Source organism: Rhizobium sp. CCGE 510, assembly GCF_000292525.1.
GTDB lineage: Bacteria > Pseudomonadota > Alphaproteobacteria > Rhizobiales > Rhizobiaceae > Rhizobium.
The window spans coordinates 156450-182737 of the sequence record NZ_AEYF01000044.1 but is presented as its reverse complement, the minus strand read 5'-3'; the positions used below and the strand labels follow the sequence as shown (position 1 = coordinate 182737).

Here is a 26288-nt window from a genome sequence, read left to right as displayed (position 1 = left end):
GCCGGGTGATACCAACCAATAGCGGCCCGGCCACGGCGGGGCTGCTTCGGGGCGATATGAGGTTGCCTTCAGATGAATGAAGCTGATGCATTGGATCTGTTCCAAGCGGCGATCTGGACCGTGCTGATTTCCTCCGGTCCGGCGGTCCTCGCTGCAATGGTGGTGGGTCTCGTCATTGCCTTGATCCAGGCGCTGACGCAGGTGCAGGAAGCAACGTTGACGTTCGTGCCGAAGATTGTCGCCGTGCTGGTCGTGGTCGGCGTAACCGCCCCCTTCGTCGGCTCGCAGATCTCGATTTTCACCAATCTGGTCTTCTCGCGCATCCAGTCCGGCTTCTGAGCCAACTTCGCGCAAGCTTCGCCATTTAAGTCTCGATCCGAACTGGGCGGACTTCGTGTCGGCCTCCTCTCATGAAGAGACGGAATCGATATGGCGCAACCACCTGCACTCCCCCTTCCGAAAGTCGCCCCGAGCCTGCGCGATGTCGGTTTTGCCCTCGGCATCATCGGCATCATTTGCATTCTCTTCCTGCCGATCCCAGCCTTCCTGATCGACATGGGACTGGCCTTCTCGATCGCATTTTCGGTGCTGATCCTGATGGTCGCGCTGTGGATTCAGAAGCCGCTCGATTTCTCGTCTTTCCCGACCATTCTGCTGATCGCGACGATGACCCGGCTGGCGCTGAACATAGCGACGACCCGTCTCATCCTGTCCCACGGCAATGAAGGTCACGACGCAGCGGGTGGCGTCATCGCCGGTTTCGCAAGCCTGGTGATGTCCGGCGACTTCGTCATCGGTCTGATCGTCTTCCTGATCCTCATCACCATCAACTTCATCGTCATCACCAAGGGTGCCACGCGTATCGCCGAAGTCGGCGCGCGTTTCACGCTCGATGCGATCCCCGGCAAGCAGATGTCGATCGACGCCGATCTGTCGGCCGGCATCATCGACGAGAAGGAAGCCCAGCGCCGGCGCCGAGAACTCGAAGAGGAAAGCTCCTTCTTCGGTGCGATGGACGGTGCCTCGAAATTCGTACGCGGCGATGCCGTTGCCGGCCTCATTATCACCGCCATCAACGTCTTCGGTGGCATCATCATCGGCTATTTCCGCCACGGCATGCCGATCGGCGAAGCGGCCGACGTCTTCGTCAAGCTCTCCGTTGGCGACGGCCTCGTCTCGCAGATGCCGGCCCTCATCGTCTCGCTCGCCGCCGGCCTTCTCGTTTCTCGCGGCGGTACCACTGGCTCCACCGACCAGGCGGTCGTCAATCAGCTCAGCGGTTACCCCCGCGCGCTCTCCGTCTCGGCCGTGCTGATGTTCGTCCTGGCGCTGATGCCGGGCCTGCCGTTTGTCCCTTTCACCTTCCTCGGCGGTCTTCTCGCTTTCGGCGCCTGGTTCATTCCGCGCCAGGTCGAGGCTGAAAACAAGCTTCGCCGCGAGCAGGAGGAAAAGAAGGTCGTCCAGAGCAAGGAACTGGAAAAGGATTCGGTCAAGGCGGTGCTGCGGACCTCGGAGATCGAGCTTGCACTCGGCAAGATGGTCTCGACGCGCCTGCTCGGCGCCCACCAGGAACTCGCTTTCCGCGTCGGCAAGATGCGCAAGAAGTTTGCCACGCAATACGGTTTCGTCGTGCCCGAGATCAAGGTCACCGACGATATCGCCATCGTCGAGAAATCGTACCAGATCCGCATTCACGGCACGACGGTGGCCTCCAACCTGCTGCGCGTCGGCGAAGTCCTCGTCGTCACCGGTGCCGGCCGGCGGCCGAGCATCCCCGGCGATGAAATCCGCGAACCCGCCTTCGGCATGCCTGCCGTCTCGATCCTCGAAAACTTCACCGACGATCTGAAACGCGAGGGCTTCCAGCCGATCGACAACGTCTCCGTCGTGCTGACCCATATGAGCGAGGTCATCCGTAACAATCTGCCGCAGCTTCTGTCCTACAAGGACGTCAAGGTGCTGATCGACCGGCTCGACCCCGAATACAAGAAGCTCGCCGACGAGATCTGCTCGTCGCACATGTCCTATTCGGGCCTCCAGGCGGTGCTCAAGCTTCTGCTTGCCGAACGCGTGTCGATCCGCAACCTGCACCTCATTCTCGAAGCGGTGGCCGAGCTCGCCCCGCATGTCAGAAAGACTGAGCAGATCGTCGAGCATGTCCGTATCCGCATGGCCCAGCAGCTCTGTGGCGACCTTGCCGACAACGGCGTGCTGCGTGTGCTCAGGCTGGGCAGCAAATGGGATCTCGCTTTCCACCAGGCGCTGAAGCGCGACGCCAAGGGCGAAGTGATCGAATTCGACATCGATCCGCGCAGCCTTGAGGAATTCAGTGAGCAAGCCACTAAAGTTATCCGTGAGTTCATGGATCGCGGCCTGCCATTCGTACTTGTCACGTCGCCGGAAACACGCTCCTATGTGCGCATGATCATCGAACGGCTGTTCGCCACGCTGCCCGTCCTGTCGCATGTCGAACTGGCCAAGGGCATCGAGATAAAGATTTTGGGCTCTATTTCATGATAACAGACCCGCAAGGGACCGTTCTCGCGCTGTTTCTGGTTTTCTGCCGGATCGGTGGCTGTGTGCTGGCTCTTCCGGGTTTTTCCTCGGCGCGCGTGCCCGACCAGTTGCGCGTCTTCATCGCCGGCGGGCTGTCGATCGCCGTCATGCCGCTGCTCTGGGACACCGTCTATCCGGCCGTTCACACCGGTTCCGGAACCTATATCGGCCTGATCGTCAGCGAATCGCTGATCGGCGTGATGTACGGCATGCTGGCAAGGATCTACACGCTCGGCATGCAGTTCGCCGCCTCGATCCTCGCCATGATGGTCGGCTACTCCCAGCCCGGCTCCGCCGACATCCTAGAAGATACGCCGGAGACCAGCCTTTCCGCCTTCGTCACCTTTGCCGGCATCATGATCCTGTTCATCATGGATTTTCATCACATCGTCTTCCGCGCGCTGATCGATTCCTACACGACCATGCCGTTCGGCGGCCTGATGCAGATGCGCGCGACACTGATCTCCTTTACCGATACGCTGGAACAGACCACCTACATCATGCTGCGGCTGTCGAGCCCGTTCTTGATCTACGGCCTGATCTTCAACGTCTCGATCGGCTTCATCAACAAGCTGGCGCCGCAGATCCCGGTTTACTTCATCTCCACGCCCTATCTGCTGATGGGCGGGCTTTTCCTGGTCTATTTCTCCATTGCGGCGATGGTCAGCCAGTTCGGCCAGTCCTTCGGCTCGATCTATATCGGGCGATGAGGCTGTCATGATGGAAAAGAACCGCTCCCAGAAGCTGAAGCGATTGCTCTCGGTGCAGCGGCATATCGAAAGGATGGCCGAGAACGATCTGGCCGAAACCAGCCGCCAGCGCGTCGAGGTCAATGCGGCGATGGACGACGTCATCCTCGCGCTCGGCTCCATGGATCCGGTCCACCACGCTTTCTCGCAGAATTACGCAGATCGATTCGGCAGGCTGAGCATCAAGGACCAGCAGCTGACCGGCATGCAGCAGGTCCACGAGATGCGGCTGGCGCGCGAACGCGCCAAGGGCGACCGTTTTGAAGAAGGCATGAAAGAGGCCCTCGAGGCCGAGCGCCGCGAGGCCGATGACAGTGCGGTCTACGATGTCATCGATCAGCAGTTCGCAACGCCAGCCTCCAGCAAGCTTCGAAATCCATAGTCGTTACGATCTTAATTTAGAGGATTGTAACGTGGCTATTTCGCCCCCCAGTGATCTGGTCCTGGATGTTGTCAAAGCTGCCGACCCCATGGAGGTTCAGGCAGCCCAGGAAAAATTGAAGGCAAATCGTGCGGCCTTTGCTGCAACGAGCCTCGCCGAGAACGGCAAGGGCTTCTCCAATACGGTCGATGTTCTCGACCATATCGGCGAGAAGAGTGGCCTCAACAACATCCAGAACCGCACCAAGGCTGAGGAAGTGCCGGAAAGCTACCGGAAATTCGAGGCCATGGTTCTGCAGAATTTCGTCAAGAACATGCTGCCGAGCGAAAGCGACGACGTCTACGGCAAGGGCGCGACTGGCGATATCTGGAAAGGCATGATGGCCGAGCAGCTTGGCAATGTCATGGCCAAGGGTGACGGCATCGGCATCGCCAAGCAGATGTACAGCGAGCAGCTGCGCCGGCAGGAAGGCAAGATCGTCAATGCTTCGACCGATAACGATGACCGTAACACTGCGCTCAGCATGATCGACGACTTCCAGCGCAAGACATTCGGCACGCCAACCGCTGACGCCAAGACCGATAAAACAGGATGATTTTAGGCCCCTTGGCCCGAAATATGAATCCTGTTCTCAATCAGATAGTTAGAGATGACGTCGGCCGAAAACCGCGCACGCTTGTCGGCGTCATGCTCTAAACGACGCATAACCGGGGGTACCATGGAAATAGTTTCGAACGAATACAGGATCAAATCCGTTCTCGGACGCCTCGAAATGATCATCGACAATGAGAACACCCGGATCGGTAACGACCCGCAGTTTGATCTTAAGGTCTCCAATGCGCATAAGAGCCGCTGCCTTTACGAGCTGTCGATGCTGTTCCGCGACACCGATCCGGCCGAGCTCGCCGCTGCCCATCTCGATCAGCTGCACGGCTTGAAGAAAAAGCTGGTTCTCAATGCCCGTCGTGTCGAGGCGCATCTCGAAGCGGTCCGCGCCGTCGCCGACCTCCTGAAGAACGCCGTTCAGGACGCCGATGCCGACGGCACCTATTCCCAGGAACAATTCGCCGCGCGTGGAAACTGATGGTCAAGCTCGTCCTCACCGGTGTCTGGGTTTGCGCCATCACCTTGGCATCGGTCTATTTCTCGGTGTACCTGGCGACTGCGCCGGCGCCCGCGGCAACGGATTCCAAGCAGAGCGCGCTCGAATTGGTGAAGGGTGAAACGATCACGGTACCGATCATCGGTGACGGCGCGGTGACCGGCTACCTTCTTGGCCGCGTTTCCTTCATGATGAACAAGGAGATGCTGAAGGGTGTGACGCTGCCGCTGGCCGAGATGACGACGGACGAGCTTTTCAGCCTGCTCATCGGCAACAAGATGGTCGATATCGCCCACATCAAATCCTTCGATCCGAAGGCCTTCCGCGAAGAGATCAAGAAGGGCATGAACGAGCGCCTCGGCGGCGAATATGTCGCCGACGTAATGCTGGAGCAGCTCGACTATCTCTCCAAGGAAGAGGTCAAGCAAAGCTCCGCCGGGCAGCCGAAGAAGATGGGCACACCTGTCAAGATCGTCGAGACCGCACCGGCCGGCGAAGCGCCGGCCCCTGCCGCCCACTAAGCATTATATTATCATCGACGAAAAGCGGCGCCGCAGGGCGCCGTTTTTCGTTGGCGCGTGTGGTTAATAAACCACTTATACGCGCATAGAAATTCAAGGAAATTTCCTAAGGGTTGTTTGAAACCGTCCTGCTATATCAGGTGTCACAGCTTGGCGTGTGCCGCCTCCCGAGATCGGGACGGCGCCGTCCGGGCGGGACGCGGCCGGTCCTTTCGAGACCTCCGGTGCGGAATTATGGGCTTGTTTTCCGGGATGTCGGGCGCATGCAGCACCCTCGGCAGGAGGTAGGAATGAATCTGATTGCAAACTTCGCGGTGCTCGCATCGCGGCGGACGATCTTCGATCTGCCGGTCTGCGATCTCGGCTGGGACGACGCCCTCGTTTTCATCAACGAGCTGGCCTCCATTCCGGTCGGCCAGACCGTGGTTTGCTTCGTCAACGCTCATAACATGCTGACCGCACTTCACGACGACGAATATTACCGGATCATGTCGCACAATCTGGTGCTGCCGGACGGCATCGGCCTCAACATCGCATCGCAGATCGCCCATGGTGCGCCGTTTCCCGCCAATCTGAACGGCACCGATTTCGTGCCGGCCTTCCTCACCTTCATGGAGGCCCCGCGCCGCATCGGCCTCATCGGGGGCACGCGTTCGGTCGTCGAGGCGGCGGCGGAAAATTTCCGCCGGCATACGCCCTGGCATGAATTCGTCGTGGTCTCCGACGGTTATTTCGACACGGTCGATTCCACTGTCATCACCGACGAGCTCGAGCGCCAGAAGCTCGATATCCTGATCGTCGGCATGGGAACGCCGTTGCAGGAGAAATGGGTCCACGACAATATCCGGGCCGATCATGCGCGCCTGGTGCTGACGGTGGGCGCTCTGTTCGACTTCGTCTCCGGCGCCGTCCCGCGTGCGCCGAAGACGGTTCGGATGATGCGAATGGAGTGGGCGTATCGCCTGCTGCAGGAGCCGACGCGCCTCTGGCGCCGCTACATCGTCGGCATCCCGATCTTTCTTTTCCATGTCCTGCGCTACCGCTTCCGCCGGCGCGAAAGGATCCTCAGCCATCCGGAAGAGCACGTGACCGTGCTGCAGCCGCAGTCAGACCAAAAGAAAGCCAGCTGACGCTGCAACGCGTCTTTTCAGGCGCGCAAATTTATCCTTGGATCGACTCCGATTTGAGGAATGATGCATAATTCTTACACGCTGCGGTTAACCATTTCTTTGCCATGAATATTTAGACTGATTTAATCATCTGCATCCGTGCGGATGAGCGAATTCGGCCATCATGTGCATGAGATGTGGCGCAAATGTACGATATCAGGGCCAGAAGCAGCTTTCACGATCGCGCAGCCGCCCGGCCGCCTGCGACGGCGCGCGCCCATGACGATCCCTATGGATTGCCCCGGTCGAACCGGCCTGATATCGCGCCGCCCGAGGCCGAACTGCTGCGCGCCATCGGCCGCGCGCTGGAAGAGCAGCGCGCAAAAGCGGCGGCCACGCCGCCGCTGGTTGATCGCATCGAGACCATCCTCGGCAATCGCCTGCGGGCCGCCAACGACGTCGGCCACACGCTTCCTCAGGAACAGGCGCGCCGTGAAGAGCCGACTGCTCCGGCCAGCGAGCCGATGATCTCGCCCGAGCCGCCGGCCGCGATCCGTGACGAACCGGCCGTGCCCCGCCCGGCGGCGCCACGGCGTCGCGTCGGCGGCATTGGTCTTGCGATGATGGTGGCGGTTGCGACGACGATCGGCGCCGGCCTGCCGGCACTGATGCCGGCTTCGCCAACCCTCTACCGCGCCGAAGCGACGCTTGCGGTGAAGACCGATGCCGCAAGCCGGGCCGCCTTCACAGAGGCTGCCGCGAAAGGGCTGATGTCGACGCGGGTGATTGCTTCGACGGTCGCCGCCCTGAAACTCGATCACGATCCCGAATTTGCCGGCCCCAGAGCCAATGCGTTTGGCGTTGCGCTCGATCTCCTCTCGGCGACCGGGGCTGCTGCCGATCCGGCCTCGCGCGCCGAGGCGACCTTGAAGCATGCGGTCGAGATATTGCCCGATGCCGCCGCCGGCACGATCCTCGTGAGAGTGACGACCGGCGACAGCGGCAAATCCATGCGCATTGCTGCAAGGCTTGCCGAAGCGGTCTCCCCAGCAGACGGACCCGGCGGCAACGCCGCAACCGACGCCGCCTGGCGCGAGGCCTATGACGCGGCGAAGGCAGAACTTAAGGCCTTCACGGCAAAGAGCGGCGAGGGCAACGTCAAGGTGGCGGTCGATCTTCGCCGTCAGATCGACGGGCTCGATGCCGATCTGAAAGAGGCCGACCAGACCATCCTGGACGCCAAGGCGCAGGCCGACCGATTGAAAGCCGCAAAACTCGCCGGCGTGCTCGACGGTTCGGTTCCCTCCGATATGCTCTCGCCGGCGCTGCAGGACTGGCGCGACAAATATGCGGTCGCCAAGACAGCGCTTGCGCAGCTTTCGGCCGAGCTCGGCCCGCGCCATCCGCGCCTTTTGCGGCAGCAGGCTGAAACCGATGGTCTGAAGGAGAATATGGGCAAGGAGCTGACCCGTCTTGCCCAGACCGCCAACGTCGCCGCCAAGGCCGCCGTCGATGCGCGGAAGGCCCTGAACGACCGCCGCAACACGCTGATCGCGCAAAGCCGGGATACCGGGGTCGATCTTTCCCGGCTGACCGAGCTCAGCGACAAGGCGGCGGCCGCGCGTTCGCGGCTGGAAGATTCGGCTTCCGCGTCGGCGGGAACGGTCGCCGACGGTCATATCGCTCTCATGAAGCCGGCGCTGGCAACGGCGATATCGTCGTCCGATGGCCTGCCCGGCGGCTCGCTGGCCGGCGCTGCCGCGGGTCTTGTCGCCGGTCTTGCTGCGGCTTTCCTGCTGCGCCTGCGCAAACCCATGGTGGCATCCGAAGAGGAAATGCCGGTATCCTCGCCGCTGTCTTCCGCGCCGCCGGCTCCGCAACCGGTCTCGACCACGGTCGACGAGATGGAGGTGCTACGCTCCGAGATCTCCGGCCTGCGCGACCGGCTTCGTGTTCATACGTTCGAAGTGCGGCAGCCGCTGCGTTGAACGAACATTTCCTTGCATTTTTGATATTGCATTGCTGCTTTCCGACAGGATAGGGCGTTAGCGGGCATTTGACGCTCGCCAACTATCCATAGATTGACGCGAAACAGGGCGGAGAGACGCGTGGCGACAGTAATCGACGGTAAAAACGTAGCTGCATCGGTCATTCAGACGGTCAAGAGTGCGACGACAGCGCTGGAAAAGAGCCGCGGCGTCACGGCAGGCCTTGCGGTTGTCATCGTCGGCGACGATCCGGCAAGCCACGCCTATGTCGGCTCTAAGGGCCGCATGGCCAAGGAATGCGGCTTCAAATCCGTCCAGCATACGCTGCCGGCCGAGACCAGACAGGAGGAACTGGCAGCCCTCGTCGCCACCCTCAACGCCGATCCGTCGATCCACGGCATCCTGGTGCAATTGCCCCTGCCGAAGCCGCTCGACAGCGAGCCGATCATCCAGTCGATCCTGCCGGAAAAGGATGTCGATGGCCTCAGTATCGCCAATGCCGGCAAGCTTGCCATCGGCGACCTGAAGACCGGACTGGTTTCCTGCACGCCGGCCGGCGCCATGGTCTTCGTCCGCCGCACCCATGGCGAGGACCTCTCCGGCCTCAACGCCGTCGTCATCGGCCGCTCCAACCTGTTCGGCAAGCCGATGGCGCAATTGCTGCTCAACGCCAATGCGACGGTGACGATCGCCCATTCAAGAACCAAGAACCTTTCCGAGGTGTGCCGCAACGCCGATATCCTGGTGGCCGCCGTCGGCCGGCCGGAGATGGTCAGGGCCGATTGGGTCAAGCCGGGTGCGACGGTCATCGACGTCGGCATCAATCGCGTGGCAGCCCCCGAAAGAGGCGAGGGCAAGACCCGGCTCGTCGGCGACGTCGCCTTCGAGGAGGTCTCTGCGGTCGCCGGCACCATCACCCCGGTTCCCGGCGGCGTCGGGCCGATGACCATCGCCATGCTGATGGCCAACACGGTCATCGCCGCCCATCGCGCTGCAGAGCAAACTCCGCCGCAGTTTTGATTATACCTGCGGGGCAGGGCCGGTCGACGCCCTGACGATCAGTTCGGTCTTCCAGAGCTCCTGGTCGGGGAAGGGGCCGGCCTGCTTCACCGTGCCGATCAACCGCTGCGCGATGCGGACGCCGGCGGCCCTGAGCGAGGAGCGCGTCGTCGTCAGCGGCACGGAGAAGTTTTCCGGCTTCAACAGCGGCAGCACGTCGTCGTGGGCGATCAGCGAGATATCCTCGCCGAGCCGCAATCCCGCCTGGTTGACCGCGCGGATCGCGCCGAGTGCCAGCACCGTGCTGGAGCAGAGGATGGCTGTTGGCCGCTCCGGCAGCTGCAGGAAGTGTTCCATCGCCAGCAGGCCTTGCTCGTCCGTCATCAGCGCATGGCTGATACAATCCTCCTCGAGCGCCAGCCCGCGCTCGGCAAGCGCCGATATTACGCCGTTCTTCCTGCGGATGGCGAAATCGAGCTGCATCGGCCCGTTCATCAGCGCAAAGCGCGTATGGCCGAACTGCAGCAACAGCCGCGTCGCATCGTAGAAGGCGCCTTCATTGTCGATGTCGAGATAGGGATAGTCAGGCTCCGAACCGAAGGAGCGGCCGTGCACGACATAGGGCATCGAGAGCGATTTCAGCATGGGAAGCCGCGGGTCGTGGCCGCGCATATAGGCGACAAACAGTGCATCGACATTGCCGCTGATCGCAAGGCGCCTGAGCGCCGCAACCTCGTCGTCCGGGTCGGCCGGCATGATGACGAAGTGGAAGTCGTGGCGCACGGCCTCTTCGCCGAGCCCGGCCAGGAATTCGCCGAAATGCACGTCGGACTGGTGGCCGGGCGCCGTCGGCATGACAAGGCCGATCGAGCCTGCCTTGCCGGTTGCCAGCCGCTGCGCCGCCTTGTTCGGCCGATACCCGGTTTCCTTGACAGCCTGAAGCACGCGCTCCCTGGTCGCCTCGTTGACCTCGGGATAGCCGTTCAGCGCTCGGCTCACCGTCGTCTGCGACAGCCCCAGCAATTCCGATAGCTGTTTGAGATTCACCTGCTATGCTTCCTCCCGGCCCATCCGTCGGCCGTCTTCAAAAGGCCTGCCGCCTCCCAGTGGCATCCAAAGCGCTTTCAATTATGTAGCATCTGGCGCGCTTGACTCAAGAAAAATCGCTCCATATTTCCCGATAACCGCCGCTGCACCGCTCTACAAGCGTGTTCACGGCGGGATTCTCGTGAAATGACTTGACTCCCTTCCACCGAAAGTGGAATGAGTTGGGTGTCAAAGCGCTTTGAAATTTCTTTTTGAGGGAATTTGGCGCGGTTGGGATTGTGATGGGAGGATGATCACATGAAAAAGTCATTTTTGATGGGCGTTGCCGCGGCAGCGCTTTTTGCCGGTGCTGCATCCGCGGCCGATTTGAAATTTGCCCCGGGACAAGATGCTAAGTTCAACTGGAAGAGCTATGACGAATTCAAGGCTGCCCATGCCGATCTGAAGGGTCAGCCGCTGACGATCTTCGGGCCGTGGCGCGGCGAGGACGAGGCGTTCTTCCAGAGCGTCCTTGCCTATTTCACCGAAGCCACCGGCATCGATGTCAAATACTCCTCTTCCGAAAACTACGAACAGCAGATCGTCATCGATACGCAGGCAGGCTCGCCGCCGAACATCGCCGTTCTGCCGCAGCCCGGCCTCCTGGCCGATCTCGCCAGCAAGGGCTTCCTGACGCCGCTCGGCGACGACAACTCCAAGTGGATCAAGGACAATTACGGCGCCGGCGACAGCTGGGTCGGTTATGGAACCTACAAGGGCAAGGACGGCAAGGAAGCCTTCTACGCCTTCCCGTATAAGGCCGACGTGAAATCGCTGGTCTGGTACGTTCCGGAGAACTTCGAAGAAGCCGGCTACAAGATCCCGACGACCATGGAAGAGCTGCATGCTCTGACCGATCAGATCGTCAAGGATGGCGGCGTGCCCTGGTGCATCGGTCTCGGTTCCGGCGGCGCCACCGGCTGGCCGGCGACCGACTGGGTCGAGGACCTCATGCTGCGCATGCAGCCGCCGGAAGCCTATGACAAGTGGACGACCAACGAGCTGAAATTCACCGATCCGGCCGTCGTTGCCGCGATCGACGAATTCGGCAAGTTCGCCAAGAACGAGAAATACGTCAATGGCGGCGTCGCGGCTGTTGCCTCGACCGACTTCCGCGACAGCCCGAAGGGTCTCTTCTCCGTTCCGCCGAAGTGCTACATGCACCATCAGGCGTCGTTCATTCCGTCCTTCTTCCCTGAGGGCACGAAACTCGGCCAGGATGCCGACTTCTTCTACATGCCGACCTATGCTTCGCATCCCGAACTCGGCAAGCCGGTTCTCGGCGCCGGCACGCTCGTCTCGATCGCCAAGGACTCGAAGACGGCCCGCGCCTTCATCGACTTCCTGAAGACCCCGATCGCGCATGAGGTCTGGATGGCGCAGTCGAGCTTCCTGACGCCGTACAAGAGCGTCAGCACCGAGGCCTATGCCAATCCGCAGATGAAGAAGGAAGGCGAGATCCTGACCTCCGCCACCACCTTCCGCTTCGACGGTTCCGACCTGATGCCGGGCAAGATCGGCGCCGGTGCCTTCTGGACGGGCATGGTCGATTTCGTCGGCGGCAAGTCGGCTGAAGAGGCAGCGGGCGAAATCCAGAGCGCCTGGGACGGCATCAAGTAATCTTCAAAATTATGCCGCCGGCTTGCCGGCGGCATGGCTTGCATGACTGGCCGGGTTCGCCAAGAGCCCGGCCATTGCGGGATATATTGTGATTGGGCAATCCACATAGATTGACGATGACCGGCGCTGACGCGTCAGAATAATACCGGTCGGAATAAGATCAGGGGAAGCAGGGGAGGGACGAAATGCTGTCGCAGATTGTGTCCGCTTTGGGCGTCGTGGTCGGAGCCGTTATCGCGTGCTCGGCCTATTTCTATTTTTCGAACAAGATCCTGGATCTCGCTCTGCCGGTGAAGGATGGCGATATCCGCGCCGCATCGCGCAATCTCAACCGCCGCGCGCTGATCCGGCCGTGGTTGTTCGTCGGCCCGGCGCTCTTCCTGCTGGTCGTCTATCTCGTCTACCCGGTCGTTGCGACCTTCATCCTCTCCTTCTACGACCGCGCCGGCCAGCAGTTCGTCGGCGTCGCCAACTACAAATGGGCGCTTAACGACCGCGAATTCCGCCAGTCGATCTTCAACAACATCCTCTGGCTCGCCGTCGTGCCGGCCGCCTGCACCTTCTTCGGCCTTGTCATCGCCGTGATGACCGATCGCATCTGGTGGGGCAATATCGCCAAGAGCATCGTCTTCATGCCGATGGCGATCTCCTTCGTCGGCGCCTCGGTCATCTGGAAGTTCATCTATGAGTATCGCGGCGGCAACGACGTTCAGATCGGCCTGTTGAACGCCATCGTCCAGACGTTCGGCGGCACACCTGAGGTGTGGATCTCCGTTCCCTTCTGGAACAATTTCTTCCTGATGATCATCCTGATCTGGATCCAGACCGGTTTTGCCATGGTCATCCTGTCGGCGGCCCTTCGCGGTATTCCCGAGGAGACGATCGAGGCCGCCGTCATCGACGGCGCCAATGGCTGGCAGATCTTTTGGCGCATCATGGTGCCGCAAGTCTGGGGCTCGATCGCGGTGGTCTGGACGACGATCACCATCCTCGTCCTCAAGGTCTTCGATATCGTGCTGACCATGACCAACGGCCAGTGGCAGACGATGGTGCTGGCTAACCTGATGTTCGACTGGCTGTTCCGCGGCGGCGGCGATTCCGGCCGAAGCGCCGTCATCGCCATCATCATCATGCTCGCCGTCACGCCGATCATGGTCTGGAACGTGCGACGCGCCAATCGCGAACTGAAGGGCCACTGAGATGACCGCTGTCGGAAGTTACTTCAAGATCGGCCCCGCCCGTCTTTTCGTTCACGCCGCCGTTCTGCTGATCGTCATCGTCTGGCTGATCCCGACGCTCGGAATCTTCGTCAGCGCGCTGCGCGACAAGGACCAGATTGTCGTCTCCGGCTGGTGGACATCCTTCGTCGGCTCGACGCAGACGGTCGCTGTCCGCCTCGGCACAGCCGATCAGCAGCAGCAGGAAGGTGCGGCCTACGTCATTTCAGGCAATGTGCTGGAAGGCCAGACCGGCCGCTCGGTGAAGGCCTTCGGCAACCGGGTGCAGCAGCCCGCTGCCTTTAAGGCCGGCGAGACCGCCGATCTCGGCGACGGCGAAACCCTGCAGATCAACGGCGACGGCAGCTACCGTTACATGAAGAACGCCGCCTTTTCGCCCGACGAACGCCCGCGGCGCATCTATGCATCCGTCTCGGCGCCGCCCGAATTCACCATGCAGAACTATAAAACCGTTCTGACCGGCGAAGGCATCGGCCAGTCCTTCATCAATTCACTGACCGTGACGATCCCGGCGACGATCATCCCTATCCTGATTGCCGCTTTCGCCGCTTATGCCCTGAGCTGGATGGAGTTTCCCGGCCGCGGGCTGCTGATAGCCCTCGTCGTCGGCCTCATCGTCGTGCCGCTGCAGATGTCGCTGATCCCGCTGCTGCGCCTCTACAACGAGATCGGCACGATGCTCGGCCAGCCGTCCAAGACCTATCCCGGCATCTGGTTGGCTCACACCGCTTTCGGCATGCCGCTCGCCATCTACCTCCTGCGGGCCTACATCGCCGGCCTGCCGAAGGAGATTATCGAATCCGCCCGCGTCGACGGCGCCAGCGACTTCGAGATCTTCGTCCGCATCGTATTGCCTCTGTCCTTCCCGGCACTCGCCTCCTTCGCCATCTTCCAGTTCCTGTGGGTGTGGAACGACCTGCTCGTCGCCATGGTATTCCTCGGCACCGACAAGGACCACCTCGTTCTCACAGGCAGCCTCAACGCGCTGCTCGGCTCACGCGGCGGCAATTGGGAGATTTTGACGGCGTCGGCCTTCGTCACCATCATCGTGCCGCTGCTCGTCTTCTTCGGGCTGCAGCGTTATCTGGTGCGTGGCCTGCTGGCGGGTTCGGTCAAGGGAGGCTGACCATTTTCGACCGTGACTTCAAACAGGATATTCCATGAACGTGGCTCCCCAATCGATTTCGACCCCCGATAAGGACTGGTGGCGCGGAGCGGTGATCTATCAGATCTACCCGCGCTCCTACCAGGATTCGAACGGTGACGGCATCGGCGACCTGAAGGGCATCACCGCCCGCCTGCCGCATGTGGCAAGTCTCGGCGTCGATGCCATCTGGATCTCGCCCTTCTTCACCTCGCCGATGCGCGATTTCGGTTACGACGTTTCCGACTACGAGAATGTCGATTCGATCTTCGGCACGCTGGTGGATTTCGACACGATGATCGCTGAGGCTCATCGTCTCGGCATCCGGGTGATGATCGACCTCGTCATCTCCCACAGCTCGGATCAGCATCCCTGGTTCGTGCAGAGCCGCTCCAGCAAGACCAACGCCAAGGCCGACTGGTATGTCTGGGCCGACGCCAAGCCGGATGGCACGCCGCCGAACAACTGGCTGTCGATCTTCGGCGGTTCGGCATGGGCGTGGGATCCGACGCGCATGCAATATTACCTGCACAACTTCCTGACCTCGCAGCCGGATATGAACCTGCATAATCCCGAGGTGCAGGACCGTCTGCTTGATGTCGTCCGCTTCTGGCTCAATCGCGGCGTCGACGGCTTCCGCCTCGACACCATCAATTTCTATTTCCATGATACGCAACTGCGCGACAATCCCGCACTAGCTCCGGAACGCCGCAACGCCTCGACGGCGCCGGCGGTCAATCCCTATAATTTCCAGGAGCATATCTACGACAAGAACCGGCCGGAGAACCTTGCCTTCCTGAAGCGCTTCCGCGCCGTTCTCGAGGAATTTCCGGCAATCGCCGCCGTCGGTGAGGTCGGTGACAGCCAGCGTGGCCTTGAAATTGTCGGCGAATATACCTCCGGCAACGACAAGATGCATATGTGCTATGCCTTCGAGTTCCTGGCACCCGATCCGCTGACGGCGGAGCGCGTCGAAGAGGTGATGCAGGATTTCGAAGCTGCAGCACCCGATGGCTGGGCCTGCTGGGCCTTCTCCAATCACGACGTCATGCGCCATGTCAGCCGCTGGGGCGGGCTGGTCGCCGATCACGACGCCTTCGCCAAGCTCTATGCGTCGCTGTTGATGACGCTGCGCGGCTCGGTCTGCCTTTATCAGGGTGAGGAGCTGGCGCTGACCGAGGCCGATCTCGCCTATCAGGATCTGCAGGATCCCTACGGCATCCAGTTTTGGCCGGAATTCAAGGGCCGCGACGGCTGCCGCACGCCGATGGTCTGGGACAGCCAGGTCGCCCAGGGCGGTTTCTCGACGGTCAAGCCCTGGCTGCCGGTGCCGGTCGAGCATATCCTGCGCGCCGTCAGCGTCCAGCAGGGCGACGAGGCTTCGGTGCTGGAGCACTATCGCCGCTTCATCGCCTTCCGCAAATTGCACCCGGCTTTTGCCAAGGGTGAGATCGAATTCGAGGAGCCGCAGGGCGATAGCCTGATCTTTACCCGTGAATACGGCAATGAGAAGCTGCTCTGCATCTTCAATATGAGCCCGACCGAAGCCGGCGTCGCCCTGCCGGCGGGAGAATGGCAGGCATTGACGGGGCACGGCTTTACCAGCAACAACTATGGCGACAAGATCGATATTCCGGCCTGGGGGGCGTATTTCGCCCGTCTCGCTTAAGGATCAGCAGGGGAGAGAGACATCATGACTGGACTGACGCTGAAGGATATCCGCAAATCCTACGGTTCCGTGGACGTTCTCCACGGGATCGACCTCGATATCAAGCAGGGCGAGTTCATCGTCTTCGTCGGTCCGTCCGGCTGCGGCAAGTCCACGCTTCTGCGCATGATCGCCGGTCTCGAGGCGATCACCGGCGGCGAGATGTATATCGACGGCCACCTCGTCAATGACGTGCCGCCCTCCAAGCGCGGCATCGCCATGGTCTTCCAGTCCTATGCGCTCTACCCGCACATGACCGTCTTCGACAACATGGCTTTCGGCATGAAGATCGCCGGCGAAAGCAAGCAGGAGATCGAGCGCCGCGTCCGGGCGGCGGCCGAGAGCCTGCAGCTGACCGCATATCTCGATCGCCTGCCAAAGGCGCTTTCCGGCGGCCAGCGCCAGCGCGTGGCGATCGGCCGCGCCATCTGCCGCGATCCGAAGGTCTTTCTGTTCGACGAGCCGCTCTCCAACCTCGATGCCGCGCTGCGCGTCGCGACCCGCATCGAGATCGCCCGCCTGAATGAACAGATGGCCGATACGACGATGATCTACGTGACCCACGACCAGGTCGAGGCGATGACGCTCGCCGATCGCATTGTTGTTCTTTCGGCCGGCAATATCGAGCAGGTCGGCGCGCCGCTGGATCTCTATGAGCGCCCGGCCAACCTCTTCGTCGCGAAATTCATCGGCTCGCCGGCGATGAACATTATCCCGGCGACGGTCGCCGGAACCGGAAGCCAGACGACGGTGACGCTGACCGGCGGCATGTCGGTGACCCTCGATGTTGCGACCGACGCGTCGGAAAAGGGCAAACAGGCAAGTTTCGGCGTTCGTCCCGAGGATCTGCGGGTCGCAGATGGCGCCGACTATCTTTTCGAGGGCGAGGTGTCGATCGTCGAAGCGCTCGGCGAAGTGACGCTGCTCTATATCGAGGGCCTGGTCCCGGGCGAGCCGATCGTCGTCAAGCTGCCCGGCATCTACGATGTGAAGAAGGGTCAAAGGATGCGCTTTGCCGCCGACCGGCAGAAGTTACATCTGTTTGACGCGACCGGCCATACCTACCGGAAATGAGGCGGCCAATTTTGGGGTAATAACCCTAAGAATTGTGCGGGACGGGCCGAATTCTCACTTTCTGTTAAAGATCGGCTGTTACCTTTTCCCCATCGATTTACGAGGGGGATAAGCAAGTGGCCGCTTCCAATCCGTCACAGCCAAAATCTCATTTCCTGAGCAAGGAAGAATCCTTCATGTATGACCGCGAGCAGCGGTTCAAGATGGAGGACACCATGAATGCCGCGCGCATCGAATATACGGAAAAGGGCGTCATGAACGCGGCTTCGCGCCGCTGCGATATCGTCCGGATCTCGATGAGCAGCGCGACACTCGCGATCCTCACCCAGTTCAACCTGCCGAAGCAGTTCTATCTGGATATTCCGGATGCCCGCATCACCAAGGTCGGCTGCCTGCTGATGAAGGTCAACGTCAACAATACGATCGAAGTTCGCTTCCTGCGCCTGCTGACGCAGAAGGAGCTGAACAAGATCTTCGTCTACAGCACCCATCCGGCGCACCGCGACTACGTGCTCGATATCCGCGCCTGAGCGAGATCACTGTACTGATACCAAAAACCCGCGGGGTGCTTTGCGCTCCCCGCGGGTTTCGTTTGTCTGCAACGGCCCAGCTTAATTGTGGAAGAGCACGCTCGCACCTTGATCCGAAGCGCCGACGGCGCGGCGGAAGGGTGCGAAGAGTTCACGGCCCATGCCGAATTCATTGTCGGAAAGATCGACGGTCACCGGCTCGCGCTCGGCCATATCGGCCGCATCGACAAGCAGCTCGAGCGTGCCCTTGATTGCGTCCAGGCGAATGATGTCGCCCTCGCGAATGCGAGCGATCGGGCCGCCGTCGACCGCTTCCGGGGTGACGTGGATCGCAGCCGGCACCTTGCCGGAGGCGCCGGACATGCGCCCGTCGGTCAACAGCGCGACGCGGAAGCCGCGGTCCTGCAGCACGCCGAGCGGAGGTGTCAGCTTGTGCAGTTCTGGCATGCCATTCGCCTTCGGGCCCTGGAAGCGCACGACGGCGATAAAATCGCGGTTGAGCTTGCCTTCCTTGAAAGCATCCTGCAGCGCCTGCTGGCTGTGGAAGATGATCGCCGGCGCCTCGATGATGTGACGTTCCGGCTTGACGGCGGATATCTTGATGACCGCCTTGCCGAGATTGCCGCGCAGCATCTTCAGCCCGCCATTCGCCTGGAACGGCGTTTCGATGCTGGAGAGAACCTTGGGATCGACGCTTTTCTCAGGCGACGGCTCGCGCAGGACGGCGCCGTTTTCGCCGAGACGGGCATCGACCGTGTAGGCTTCGAGGCCATGGCCGAAGACGGTGCGCACGTCGTCATGCACCAGCCCGTGCTTCAAGAGCTCCTTGATGAGGAAGCCCATACCGCCGGCCGCCTGGAAATGGTTTACGTCGGCAAGCCCGTTCGGATAGACGCGGGCAAGCAGCGGCACAATTTCCGAAAGCTCGGCGATGTCCTGCCAGGTGAGCTGGATGCCGGCCGCCCGCGCCATGGCGACGAGGTGCAGTGTATGATTGGTCGAGCCGCCGGTGGCATGCAGGCCGACGACGCCGTTGACGACCGAGCGCTCGTCGATCATTTCGCCCGCCGGGGTGAATTCGTTGCCGAGCGCGGTGATCGCCAGCGCCCGCTTGGCTGCCTCGCGCGTCAGCGCTTCGCGCAGCGGTGTGCCCGGATTGATGAAGGAGGAGCCGGGCATATGGAAGCCCATGATCTCCATCAGCATCTGGTTGGAATTGGCGGTGCCGTAGAAGGTGCAGGTGCCGGGGCCGTGATAGGACTTCGATTCCGCCTCCAGCAGTTCGGCCCGTCCGACTTTGCCCTCGGCGAAGAGCTGGCGCACGCGCGACTTCTCGTCGTTCGGCAGGCCTGTCGTCATCGGGCCGGCCGGAACGAAGATCGACGGCAGGTGTCCGAAGGACAGGGCTGCGATCACGAGGCCGGGCACGATCTTGTCGCAGACGCCGAGGAAGAGGGCTGCGTCGAACATGTTGTGCGACAGGCCGATGCCCGCCGACATGGCGATCAGATCGCGCGAGAACAGCGAAAGCTCCATGCCAGGCTGTCCCTGGGTGACGCCGTCGCACATCGCCGGCACGCCGCCTGCCACCTGCGCCACGCCGCCGGCCTGGGCTGCCGCCTCGCGGATGATCGCCGGATAGGTCTCGAACGGCTGATGTGCCGAGAGCATGTCGTTATAGGCGGTGATGATGCCGAGATTGGGGATGCGGTCGCCGGCGAGCGCATCCTTATCGGCGGGGGAACAGACCGCAAAACCGTGGGCAAGGTTGGCGCAGCCGAGCACCGAGCGCTGCACACCCTGGGAAGCGGCGGCGCGCAGGCGTTCCAGGTAGCGCTCGCGGGTTGGTTTCGAGCGTTCGACAATGCGATTGGTGATCGCAGAAATGCGTGCGTGAGCGGACATGGAAGATCCCTGCCTTGTTCGTTGTCTTAATCTGTTCGGCGGCTCTGGCCTGAAATCTCGATCCGGATTAACGGCCGATCAGGGAGCCCAGTAGATCTCGACCGGGGAAGTGGCCCGGCGCAGAACGGCGCGGATCGGCATGTCTGCCTCTTCACCCGTGCCTTCCGCCTTGGCGAGAACGTCTTTTTTGCCTTCGCCCTCAATATGGAGAACCAGGAGTGCGGCATCCTGAAGACTGGAGAAGGTGAATGTCAGGCGCGGCTCGCCGGCCCCTTCCGCTTCCATGGTGATGATGCCGCGCGGCGTCGATGCATCGAGCGCCTTGGCAAGGTTGCTGCCGCCCGGAAAGAACGAGGCGGTATGGCCGTCGCCGCCCATGCCGAGGATGACGATGTCGAAGGGTGAACTGATTGCCCTGGTCTCCTCGGTCGCAAGCTTTGCGGCCTCCTCCGCCGAGGCCGTGTCCTGATAGAGCGGCAGGAAATGCGCTGCCTTGGCCTTGTTCTGTAGGAGGTTGGCATCGACCAGCAGATGGTTCGAGCGCGCATTGTCGGCCGGCACGAAACGCTCGTCGACAAGCGTGATCGTCACCTTGTCCCAGGCGATGTCGCGCGTCGACAGGGCCTGGAAGAACAGCTTCGGGGTTGAGCCGCCGGAAACGGCGATGGACGCCGTTGCGCGGGCGGCGATCGCCGCCGAAAGTGTATCCGCGACCTTGTCGGCGAGGCTGCCGGCGAGATCCGCAGGACTGGCGAAGGAATGCAGGGTCGATGCCATCGGTGTCGTCCTAGATATCGTCGTGCCAGGTGCGGCCGTCGCGCTCGATCAGCGCGATGGCCTGGCTCGGGCCCCAGGTGCCGGCCGTATAGCCCTGTACCTGCTGGCCGGTCGTTTCCCAACCCTTGAGGATCGGATCCACCCATTTCCATGCGGCTTCGACTTCGTCGCGGCGCATGAACAATGTCTGGTTGGAGCGGATCACGTCCATCAGCAGACGCTCGTAGGCATCCGGATTGCGGACGTTGAAGGCCTGGGCGAAGCTCATGTCGAGCGAAACGTTGCGCAGGCGCATGCCGCCCGGGCCCGGATCCTTGATCATCAGCGACTGCTTGACGCCCTCATCCGGCTGCAGCCGGATAATCAGCTGGTTGGCGACGATGCGTCCAGCCGCCTGGTCGAAGATCGCATGCGGGATCGGCTTGAAGGTGATGACGATCTCGGACATGCGCCCGGTCAGGCGCTTACCGGTTCTGATATAGAAGGGAACGCCGGCCCAGCGCCAATTGTTGATCTCCGCCTTGATGGCGACGAAGGTCTCGGTGTTCGAGACGCCGCCTTCGAGCTCTTCGAGATAGCCCTTGACCGGGCCGCTGCCCGATGCGCCGGCGCGATACTGGCCGCGGACCGTTGCCTGCTCGACATTGGAGGCATTGAGCGGCTTCAGCGCGCGCAGCACCTTCAGCTTTTCGTCACGAACGGCTTCCGAATCCATCGACGATGGCACTTCCATCGCCGTCAGGCAGAGCAGCTGCAGGATGTGGTTCTGCACCATGTCGCGCAATGCGCCTGCCGTATCGTAATAGCCGGCGCGACCCTCGAGGCCGACCGCTTCAGCCACGGTGATCTGGATGTGATCGATGTAATTGGCATTCCACAGCGGCTCATAAAGCGCGTTGGCGAAGCGCAGCGCCATCAGGTTCTGCACCGTCTCCTTGCCGAGATAGTGGTCGATGCGGAAGATCTGTTCTTCCTTGAAGGCACGGCCGATCGTGTCGTTGAGCTGCAGCGCCGAGGCGAGGTCGCGGCCGATAGGCTTTTCGACGACGATGCGGGTCGACTTGGTGATCAGCTTGTGGTCGTGGATCTTCTGCGAAATGTCGCCGAAGATGCCCGGCGCAACCGCGAGGTAGAAGGCGCGCACCCGATCCTTGCCCTCGTCGAGCAGTTTCTTCAGCTGATCCCAGCCGGTGTCGGTGCGGGCGTCGACCGAGACGTAATAGAGGCGGGCACAGAATTTCTCCACTTCCGCTTCGTCGTATTCGCCCTTCTTCAGGTGCTCGTTCAGCGCGTCTTTGGCGAATTTGCGGTATTCCTCGTGTGTCAACGGGCTGCGCGAGGCGCCGATCACACGGGTCGGTTCCGTAAACTGGCCTTCGATCTGGCGATGATACAGCGCGGGCAGAAGCTTGCGTTCGGCAAGGTCGCCGCTGCCGCCGAAGACGACATAATCAAAAGGCTCAACGGGAATGATTTGGCTGCTCATGAGCTTGTCTCTCAATCAGGCTGGTTGGCGGCCCTTTTAATCTAATCGATTTAAAAAAGCCAGTGTGCGGTGCAATGAATTTCTCAGGCACCGGTTTTAGAGCGAATTTCGGCAAGAGGAAATCCGCAATCGGACTAAAATTTGTCGCGAAGCGCAAACCACGACAAGGCGAGGAAAAGCAACGGCGCCCGCATGCTGGCACCGCCGGGAAAAGCGGGAATATCGAGCGATGTGAAGAGGTCGAGATCGCCGGATTTTCCAAGCACCGTTTCCGCATAGAGCTTGCCACAGTAATTTGACAGCATGACGCCATGGCCGGAATAACCGCCAATCGAGATGACGCCGGGCATGACCTCGCGCACGAAGGGCTGGCGCGGCATGGTGATGCCGACGCTGCCGCCCCAGGCATGGGTGATGTCGATGTCCTTCAGGGCGGGATAGATCTCGGCGATCTGCCGGCGGATGTGCTCGGAAATGTCCTTCGGATTGTCCGACGTATAGGCCTCGCGTCCGCCAAACAGCAGCCGGCCGTCGCCGAATTTGCGGAAGTAGCGCACGACGAAGCGCGAATCGGCCACGGCCTCGCCGCCCGGCAGGACATCGGGATGCCCATCGAGCGGAGCTGTAGCACCGATGAAGGAGCGGATCGGCATGACATGCCTTGCCGTCACCGGTTCGAGGCCGTCGATATGGCCGTCGCAGGCGATCAGCGCCCGGTCGGCTGTGATCGTTCCTCGTTCGGTTTCGATCGTCACCTTGCCGCCGCCCTGGCGGATCGCCTTTGCCGCGGTCATCTCGTAGATCGAAGCACCGGCATTGGCGGCGACCCTCGCCAGACCGACCAGCAGCTTCAGCGGATGGATATGGCCGGTGCCGACATCGCGCACGCCGCAATGAAAACGCTTCGAGCCGAGCCGCTCCTGCGTTTCCTTCTCGTCCATGAAGCTGATGTGCGGATAGTCGTAACGCAGCGCGGCGATCTCGGCATTTTCGTAATAGGCGCGTTTATAACTCGCCTTGTGCGCGACGTTGAGCTGGCCGGGCACATAGTCGATCTCGATCTGGTGCTCGCGGGCGAAATCGATCAGATGGCGCTTGGCCGCCTCGGCAAGATCAAACAGCGCCTTCGAGCGCTCGTAGCCGATTTTCTCCTCGAGTTCTTCCGGCCACCATCGCTGGCCGGTGCCAAGTTGGCCGCCATTGCGTCCGGATGCCCCGTCACCGAAGCGGCAGGCCTCGATCAGCACCACCGAAACGCCTGCCTTGGCAAGATTATAGGCGGCCTGCAGGCCGGTATAGCCGCCGCCGATGACGGCGACGTCTGCTATTCTCGAGCCGTCGAGGGCGGCATAGGTGGGCCGCTCCCCGATGGTTGCCTGATACCAGGATAGCCCCGGCGAGATCGGGCTCTGCCACATCTCCTTGGATGCCATGACGCTCCCTCACACGTTGAGCAGAAGGAATTCCCGCTCCCAGGGGCTGATCACCTGCATGAAGGTCTCGAACTCGCCGCGCTTGACGCCGGCATAGAGGCCGATGAACTGCTTGCCGAAAATCTCCTCGAAGGCGGGTTCCTCCTCGAGCAGCGCCACGGCTTCCAGCAAGCCACGCGGCAGATCGATCGAGCCTTCATTGGCCGAATCCTCCGTCGGCGCCGTCGGCTCGATCTGCTTCTGGATGCCGAGCAGGCCGGCGGCGAGCGAGGCGGCAAGCGCTAGATAGGGATTGGCGTCCGAACTCGGCAGCCGGTTTTCGACGCGCCGCGCCTGCGGATCAGAAACCGGAACGCGGAAGGCCGTCGTCCGGTTGTCGTAACCCCAGGCATTGTTGACCGGGCAGGACATGTCAGGCTGCAGCCGCCGGTAGGAATTCACATAGGGCGCCAGCATCGCCATCGCGCTCGGCACGAATTTCTGCATGCCGCCGATGAAATGGAAGAATTCCTTCGAAGCCGATCCGTCCGCATTGGAGAAGACGTTCTTGCCCGTCTCGATGTTGACCACCGATTGATGGATATGCATCGCCGAACCCGGCTGGGCCTGCATCGGCTTGGCCATGAAGGTCGCATAGATGTCGTGCTTCAGCGCCGCCTCGCGGATCGTCCGTTTGAACAGGAACACCTGGTCGGCAAGTTCGATCGGATTGCCGTGGCGCAGGTTGATCTCGAGCTGCGCCGGCCCCTCTTCATGGATCAGCGTATCGATCTCGAGGCCCTGCTTCTCCGAGAAATGGTAGATGTCGTCGATCAGTTCGTCGAATTCGTTGATCCCGGCGATCGAATAGCCCTGGCCGCCGAGGATCGAGCGGCCGGACCGGCCCTTGGGCGGGTGCAGCGGATAGTCGGGGTCGTCATTCTTGGCGACCAGGTAGAATTCGATCTCCGGCGCCACGATCGGCTTCCAGCCGCGGTCGTGATAGAGGCTCAAAATACGTTTCAGCACGTTGCGCGGCGTATAGGGCACTTCGCCGCCGTCGGAATCGACGATGTCGCAGATCACCTGCGCCGTCGGGTCGGTCTCCCAGGGCACGACCGAAAGCGTCGAAAGGTCGGGCATCAGCTTCAGGTCGCTGTCGCGTGGCTCGTAACGGAAGCTCTCCGTCTCCTCCGGGTACTCGCCCGAAATCGTGTGCCGGTAGATCGCCGAAGGCAGCGCCAGCGATGTGTTCGAGGTGAATTTCGAGCTCGGCATCATCTTGCCGCGCGGAACGCCGGCAAGATCCGGGGTGATGCATTCGATGTCTTCGATGCCCCTGTCCCTCAGCCACCGCGCTGCTTCCTTCCAGTTCGCAACGCCGCGCAGGGATCCCGGGTCCGGGGGAGTTTTCTTCGAGGCGGGTACGTTTTTGGCAGGTTTCAGCGTCGTCTTTTTTGGGGACATGACACACCGGTCTGGTTGATCGTGGCGCCATCATAACCGGACTTTAACAATTGGCGAGAGGTTGAGAACGTTGACTTTCGCCCTTTGATGGAAAAAGAAGACGCTGTCTTGATCGGGGAAACGGGTTTGCAGCGCAAAAGCGACGTCATCGTCATCGGCGCCGGGGCGGCGGGCATGATGGCCGCTATCCGGGCTGGAAAACGCGGCCGTTCGGTCGCGATCCTCGACCATGCGAGGGCGCCTGGCGAGAAGATCCGCATATCGGGCGGCGGCCGCTGCAATTTCACCAATATCCATGCCGGACCGAAGAATTTCCTCTCTGCCAACCCGCATTTCTGCAAGTCGGCGCTTGCTCGTTTCACGCCCGCCGATTTCATCGCCATGATCGACCGGCACGGCATTGCCTGGCACGAAAAGACGTTGGGCCAGCTTTTCTGCGACGATAGTGCCAAAGACGTCATCCGCATGCTGCTCGCTGAAATGCGCAGCGCCGGCGTACAGCTGCATCTTGGCACCGCGATATCGGCCGTCGAAAGGGTGGAGGCGGGTTTTCGCGTCTCGACCAGTGATGATAGCTTTGAAGCATCGTCGCTGATCGTCGCCACCGGCGGCAAGTCGATCCCGAAGATGGGCGCCACCGGCTTTGCCTATCGCCTTGCCGAACAGTTCGGCTTGGCCGTGCTTGAAACCCGCCCCGGCCTCGTGCCGCTGACGCTCGATCCAGGCCTGCTCGAGGCCATCGCCCCGCTCGCCGGCATTTCAGCCCCGGCCGAAATCCGCCATGGCCGGACCGCCTTCCGCGAGGCGCTGCTGTTCACCCATCGGGGCCTCAGTGGACCCGCCATCCTGCAGATCTCCTCCTACTGGCGCGAAGGCGACGAGATCGTCGTTTCGATCGAGCCGGATATCGACATTGCAGCACATCTGAAGACGGCAAAGCAGCGCAACGGCCGCCAGTCGCCGCAGACGGCGCTTGGCGACATCCTGCCGAAACGGCTGGCCCAGTTTCTCGTCGAGCGCGAGAAAATCTCCGGCAACATGGCCGATCTGCCTGATAAGGCGCTGCTGCGCCTTGCCGCGAGCGCTCAGACCTTTGCGGTCAAGCCGTCCGGCTCGGAAGGTTACCGCACCGCCGAAGTGACGCTCGGTGGTATCGACACGGTAGCGCTCGATTCCCGCAGCATGGAAGCAAAAACCGTGCCCGGGCTCTATTTCGTCGGCGAATGCGTCGACGTCACCGGCTGGCTCGGCGGCTATAATTTCCAATGGGCCTGGGCCTCAGGATTTGCCGCCGGCGAATGCGCGTAACGTATTGAAGATGCCGATTCAAAACTTCTTAATAGAGGTGCGCCATCCTGTCTCAATTGGCGGTCTGCAAAGCTGTTCCTAAATAAGCTTTACCAGCAAGCCGTTTTGTTGGATTGTTGTGTCAGAC

General features: G+C 61.5%; 23 protein-coding genes. 17 read left to right on the top strand and 6 right to left on the bottom strand.

Features of this window, described 5'->3' with window-relative positions; translation table 11 throughout:
- Nucleotides 1-72: 72 nt before the first annotated feature.
- The 10 genes from fliQ to folD all read left to right on the top strand — a co-directional run bounded on the left by fliQ (nt 73) and on the right by folD (nt 9427).
- Entirely contained in the window at nt 73-339 is a 267-nt protein-coding gene (gene fliQ, locus RCCGE510_RS20945; RefSeq protein ID WP_003584287.1) for a flagellar biosynthesis protein FliQ, read from the top strand.
- Nucleotides 340-429: 90 nt separating this feature from the next.
- Nucleotides 430-2517, top strand: a complete 2088-nt coding sequence (flhA, locus tag RCCGE510_RS20940; protein ID WP_007633260.1) for a flagellar biosynthesis protein FlhA — start codon at nt 430-432, stop codon at nt 2515-2517.
- Entirely contained in the window at nt 2514-3266 is a 753-nt protein-coding gene (locus RCCGE510_RS20935) for a flagellar biosynthetic protein FliR (protein WP_007633259.1), read from the top strand. The genes flhA and RCCGE510_RS20935 overlap by 4 nt, the downstream gene beginning before the upstream one ends.
- 7 nt (nt 3267-3273) lie before the next feature.
- Entirely contained in the window at nt 3274-3687 is a 414-nt protein-coding gene (locus RCCGE510_RS20930) for a hypothetical protein (protein ID WP_007633257.1), read from the top strand.
- Nucleotides 3688-3718: 31 nt separating this feature from the next.
- Nucleotides 3719-4282, top strand: coding sequence for a rod-binding protein (locus RCCGE510_RS20925; protein ID WP_007633255.1), 564 nt, complete (start codon nt 3719-3721; stop codon nt 4280-4282).
- Nucleotides 4283-4405: 123 nt separating this feature from the next.
- Entirely contained in the window at nt 4406-4771 is a 366-nt protein-coding gene (locus tag RCCGE510_RS20920; RefSeq protein WP_003556590.1) for a hypothetical protein, read from the top strand.
- Nucleotides 4771-5310 (top strand): hypothetical protein, encoded by a 540-nt coding sequence (locus tag RCCGE510_RS20915; RefSeq protein ID WP_007633254.1) that lies wholly within the window; start codon nt 4771-4773, stop codon nt 5308-5310. Before RCCGE510_RS20920 ends, RCCGE510_RS20915 begins: the two co-directional genes overlap by 1 nt.
- 290 nt (nt 5311-5600) lie before the next feature.
- Nucleotides 5601-6440: a WecB/TagA/CpsF family glycosyltransferase gene (locus RCCGE510_RS20910; RefSeq protein ID WP_007633253.1), complete on the top strand. Its 840-nt coding sequence runs from the start codon at nt 5601-5603 to the stop codon at nt 6438-6440.
- Between the two features lie 185 nt (nt 6441-6625).
- Nucleotides 6626-8407 (top strand): hypothetical protein, encoded by a 1782-nt coding sequence (locus tag RCCGE510_RS20905; RefSeq protein ID WP_007633252.1) that lies wholly within the window; start codon nt 6626-6628, stop codon nt 8405-8407.
- 120 nt (nt 8408-8527) lie between these two features.
- Nucleotides 8528-9427, top strand: a complete 900-nt coding sequence (folD, locus tag RCCGE510_RS20900) for a bifunctional methylenetetrahydrofolate dehydrogenase/methenyltetrahydrofolate cyclohydrolase FolD (RefSeq protein WP_007633251.1) — start codon at nt 8528-8530, stop codon at nt 9425-9427.
- On the opposite strand, the gene RCCGE510_RS20895 is transcribed toward folD, so the two are convergent.
- Entirely contained in the window at nt 9428-10453 is a 1026-nt protein-coding gene (locus RCCGE510_RS20895; RefSeq protein ID WP_007633249.1) for a substrate-binding domain-containing protein, read from the bottom strand. It lies immediately after the preceding gene.
- A 297-nt stretch (nt 10454-10750) separates the two neighbouring features.
- Between RCCGE510_RS20895 and RCCGE510_RS20890 the strand changes: the two genes are divergently transcribed.
- The 6 genes from RCCGE510_RS20890 to RCCGE510_RS20865 all read left to right on the top strand — a co-directional run bounded on the left by RCCGE510_RS20890 (nt 10751) and on the right by RCCGE510_RS20865 (nt 17806).
- Nucleotides 10751-12112: an ABC transporter substrate-binding protein gene (locus RCCGE510_RS20890; RefSeq protein ID WP_007633247.1), complete on the top strand. Its 1362-nt coding sequence runs from the start codon at nt 10751-10753 to the stop codon at nt 12110-12112.
- 185 nt (nt 12113-12297) lie between these two features.
- Entirely contained in the window at nt 12298-13311 is a 1014-nt protein-coding gene (locus RCCGE510_RS20885) for a sugar ABC transporter permease (protein ID WP_007633245.1), read from the top strand.
- A 1-nt stretch (nt 13312) separates the two neighbouring features.
- Complete coding sequence (locus RCCGE510_RS20880; RefSeq protein ID WP_007633243.1) at nt 13313-14476, top strand: carbohydrate ABC transporter permease; 1164 nt, start codon at nt 13313-13315, stop codon at nt 14474-14476.
- 34 nt (nt 14477-14510) lie between these two features.
- Nucleotides 14511-16163: an alpha-glucosidase gene (locus RCCGE510_RS20875; protein WP_007633242.1), complete on the top strand. Its 1653-nt coding sequence runs from the start codon at nt 14511-14513 to the stop codon at nt 16161-16163.
- A gap of 24 nt (nt 16164-16187) precedes the next feature.
- On the top strand, nt 16188-17276 hold the full coding sequence (gene ugpC / locus RCCGE510_RS20870) for a sn-glycerol-3-phosphate ABC transporter ATP-binding protein UgpC (protein ID WP_007633241.1): 1089 nt from the start codon (nt 16188-16190) through the stop codon (nt 17274-17276).
- Between the two features lie 176 nt (nt 17277-17452).
- Complete coding sequence (locus tag RCCGE510_RS20865; protein WP_007633240.1) at nt 17453-17806, top strand: hypothetical protein; 354 nt, start codon at nt 17453-17455, stop codon at nt 17804-17806.
- A gap of 81 nt (nt 17807-17887) precedes the next feature.
- Here the strand turns inward: RCCGE510_RS20865 and edd are convergent, their stop codons facing one another.
- The 5 genes from edd to RCCGE510_RS20840 all read right to left on the bottom strand — a co-directional run bounded on the left by edd (nt 17888) and on the right by RCCGE510_RS20840 (nt 24853).
- Nucleotides 17888-19711 (bottom strand): phosphogluconate dehydratase, encoded by a 1824-nt coding sequence (gene edd, locus RCCGE510_RS20860; protein ID WP_007633236.1) that lies wholly within the window; start codon nt 19709-19711, stop codon nt 17888-17890.
- A 78-nt stretch (nt 19712-19789) separates the two neighbouring features.
- The gene (gene pgl / locus RCCGE510_RS20855; RefSeq protein ID WP_007633235.1) at nt 19790-20488 is read right to left on the bottom strand and encodes a 6-phosphogluconolactonase; all 699 of its coding nucleotides are present in this window, start codon (nt 20486-20488) and stop codon (nt 19790-19792) included.
- 10 nt (nt 20489-20498) lie between these two features.
- Nucleotides 20499-21974, bottom strand: coding sequence for a glucose-6-phosphate dehydrogenase (zwf, locus tag RCCGE510_RS20850; protein WP_007633233.1), 1476 nt, complete (start codon nt 21972-21974; stop codon nt 20499-20501).
- A gap of 134 nt (nt 21975-22108) precedes the next feature.
- Complete coding sequence (locus RCCGE510_RS20845; protein WP_007633228.1) at nt 22109-23407, bottom strand: FAD-binding oxidoreductase; 1299 nt, start codon at nt 23405-23407, stop codon at nt 22109-22111.
- Nucleotides 23408-23416: 9 nt separating this feature from the next.
- Nucleotides 23417-24853, bottom strand: coding sequence for a glutamine synthetase family protein (locus RCCGE510_RS20840; RefSeq protein ID WP_007633226.1), 1437 nt, complete (start codon nt 24851-24853; stop codon nt 23417-23419).
- 87 nt (nt 24854-24940) lie between these two features.
- Between RCCGE510_RS20840 and RCCGE510_RS20835 the strand changes: the two genes are divergently transcribed.
- Complete coding sequence (locus RCCGE510_RS20835) at nt 24941-26161, top strand: NAD(P)/FAD-dependent oxidoreductase (protein ID WP_007633225.1); 1221 nt, start codon at nt 24941-24943, stop codon at nt 26159-26161.
- The last annotated feature ends 127 nt before the right edge of the window (nt 26162-26288 follow it).

Excerpts from the sequence above, each read along its gene's own strand:
- fliQ (WP_003584287.1), top strand. The coding sequence starts at position 73 with ATGAATGAAGCTGATGCATTGGATCTGTTCCAAGCGGCGATCTGGACC.
- flhA (WP_007633260.1), top strand. The coding sequence starts at position 430 with ATGGCGCAACCACCTGCACTCCCCCTTCCGAAAGTCGCCCCGAGCCTG.
- RCCGE510_RS20935 (WP_007633259.1), top strand. The coding sequence starts at position 2,514 with ATGATAACAGACCCGCAAGGGACCGTTCTCGCGCTGTTTCTGGTTTTC.
- RCCGE510_RS20930 (WP_007633257.1), top strand. The coding sequence starts at position 3,274 with ATGATGGAAAAGAACCGCTCCCAGAAGCTGAAGCGATTGCTCTCGGTG.
- RCCGE510_RS20920 (WP_003556590.1), top strand. The coding sequence starts at position 4,406 with ATGGAAATAGTTTCGAACGAATACAGGATCAAATCCGTTCTCGGACGC.
- RCCGE510_RS20915 (WP_007633254.1), top strand. The coding sequence starts at position 4,771 with ATGGTCAAGCTCGTCCTCACCGGTGTCTGGGTTTGCGCCATCACCTTG.
- RCCGE510_RS20910 (WP_007633253.1), top strand. The coding sequence starts at position 5,601 with ATGAATCTGATTGCAAACTTCGCGGTGCTCGCATCGCGGCGGACGATC.
- RCCGE510_RS20905 (WP_007633252.1), top strand. The coding sequence starts at position 6,626 with ATGTACGATATCAGGGCCAGAAGCAGCTTTCACGATCGCGCAGCCGCC.
- RCCGE510_RS20890 (WP_007633247.1), top strand. The coding sequence starts at position 10,751 with ATGAAAAAGTCATTTTTGATGGGCGTTGCCGCGGCAGCGCTTTTTGCC.
- RCCGE510_RS20885 (WP_007633245.1), top strand. The coding sequence starts at position 12,298 with ATGCTGTCGCAGATTGTGTCCGCTTTGGGCGTCGTGGTCGGAGCCGTT.
- RCCGE510_RS20880 (WP_007633243.1), top strand. The coding sequence starts at position 13,313 with ATGACCGCTGTCGGAAGTTACTTCAAGATCGGCCCCGCCCGTCTTTTC.
- RCCGE510_RS20875 (WP_007633242.1), top strand. The coding sequence starts at position 14,511 with ATGAACGTGGCTCCCCAATCGATTTCGACCCCCGATAAGGACTGGTGG.
- ugpC (WP_007633241.1), top strand. The coding sequence starts at position 16,188 with ATGACTGGACTGACGCTGAAGGATATCCGCAAATCCTACGGTTCCGTG.
- RCCGE510_RS20865 (WP_007633240.1), top strand. The coding sequence starts at position 17,453 with ATGTATGACCGCGAGCAGCGGTTCAAGATGGAGGACACCATGAATGCC.
- edd (WP_007633236.1), bottom strand. The coding sequence starts at position 19,711 with ATGTCCGCTCACGCACGCATTTCTGCGATCACCAATCGCATTGTCGAA.
- pgl (WP_007633235.1), bottom strand. The coding sequence starts at position 20,488 with ATGGCATCGACCCTGCATTCCTTCGCCAGTCCTGCGGATCTCGCCGGC.
- zwf (WP_007633233.1), bottom strand. The coding sequence starts at position 21,974 with ATGAGCAGCCAAATCATTCCCGTTGAGCCTTTTGATTATGTCGTCTTC.
- RCCGE510_RS20845 (WP_007633228.1), bottom strand. The coding sequence starts at position 23,407 with ATGGCATCCAAGGAGATGTGGCAGAGCCCGATCTCGCCGGGGCTATCC.
- RCCGE510_RS20840 (WP_007633226.1), bottom strand. The coding sequence starts at position 24,853 with ATGTCCCCAAAAAAGACGACGCTGAAACCTGCCAAAAACGTACCCGCC.
- RCCGE510_RS20835 (WP_007633225.1), top strand. The coding sequence starts at position 24,941 with ATGGAAAAAGAAGACGCTGTCTTGATCGGGGAAACGGGTTTGCAGCGC.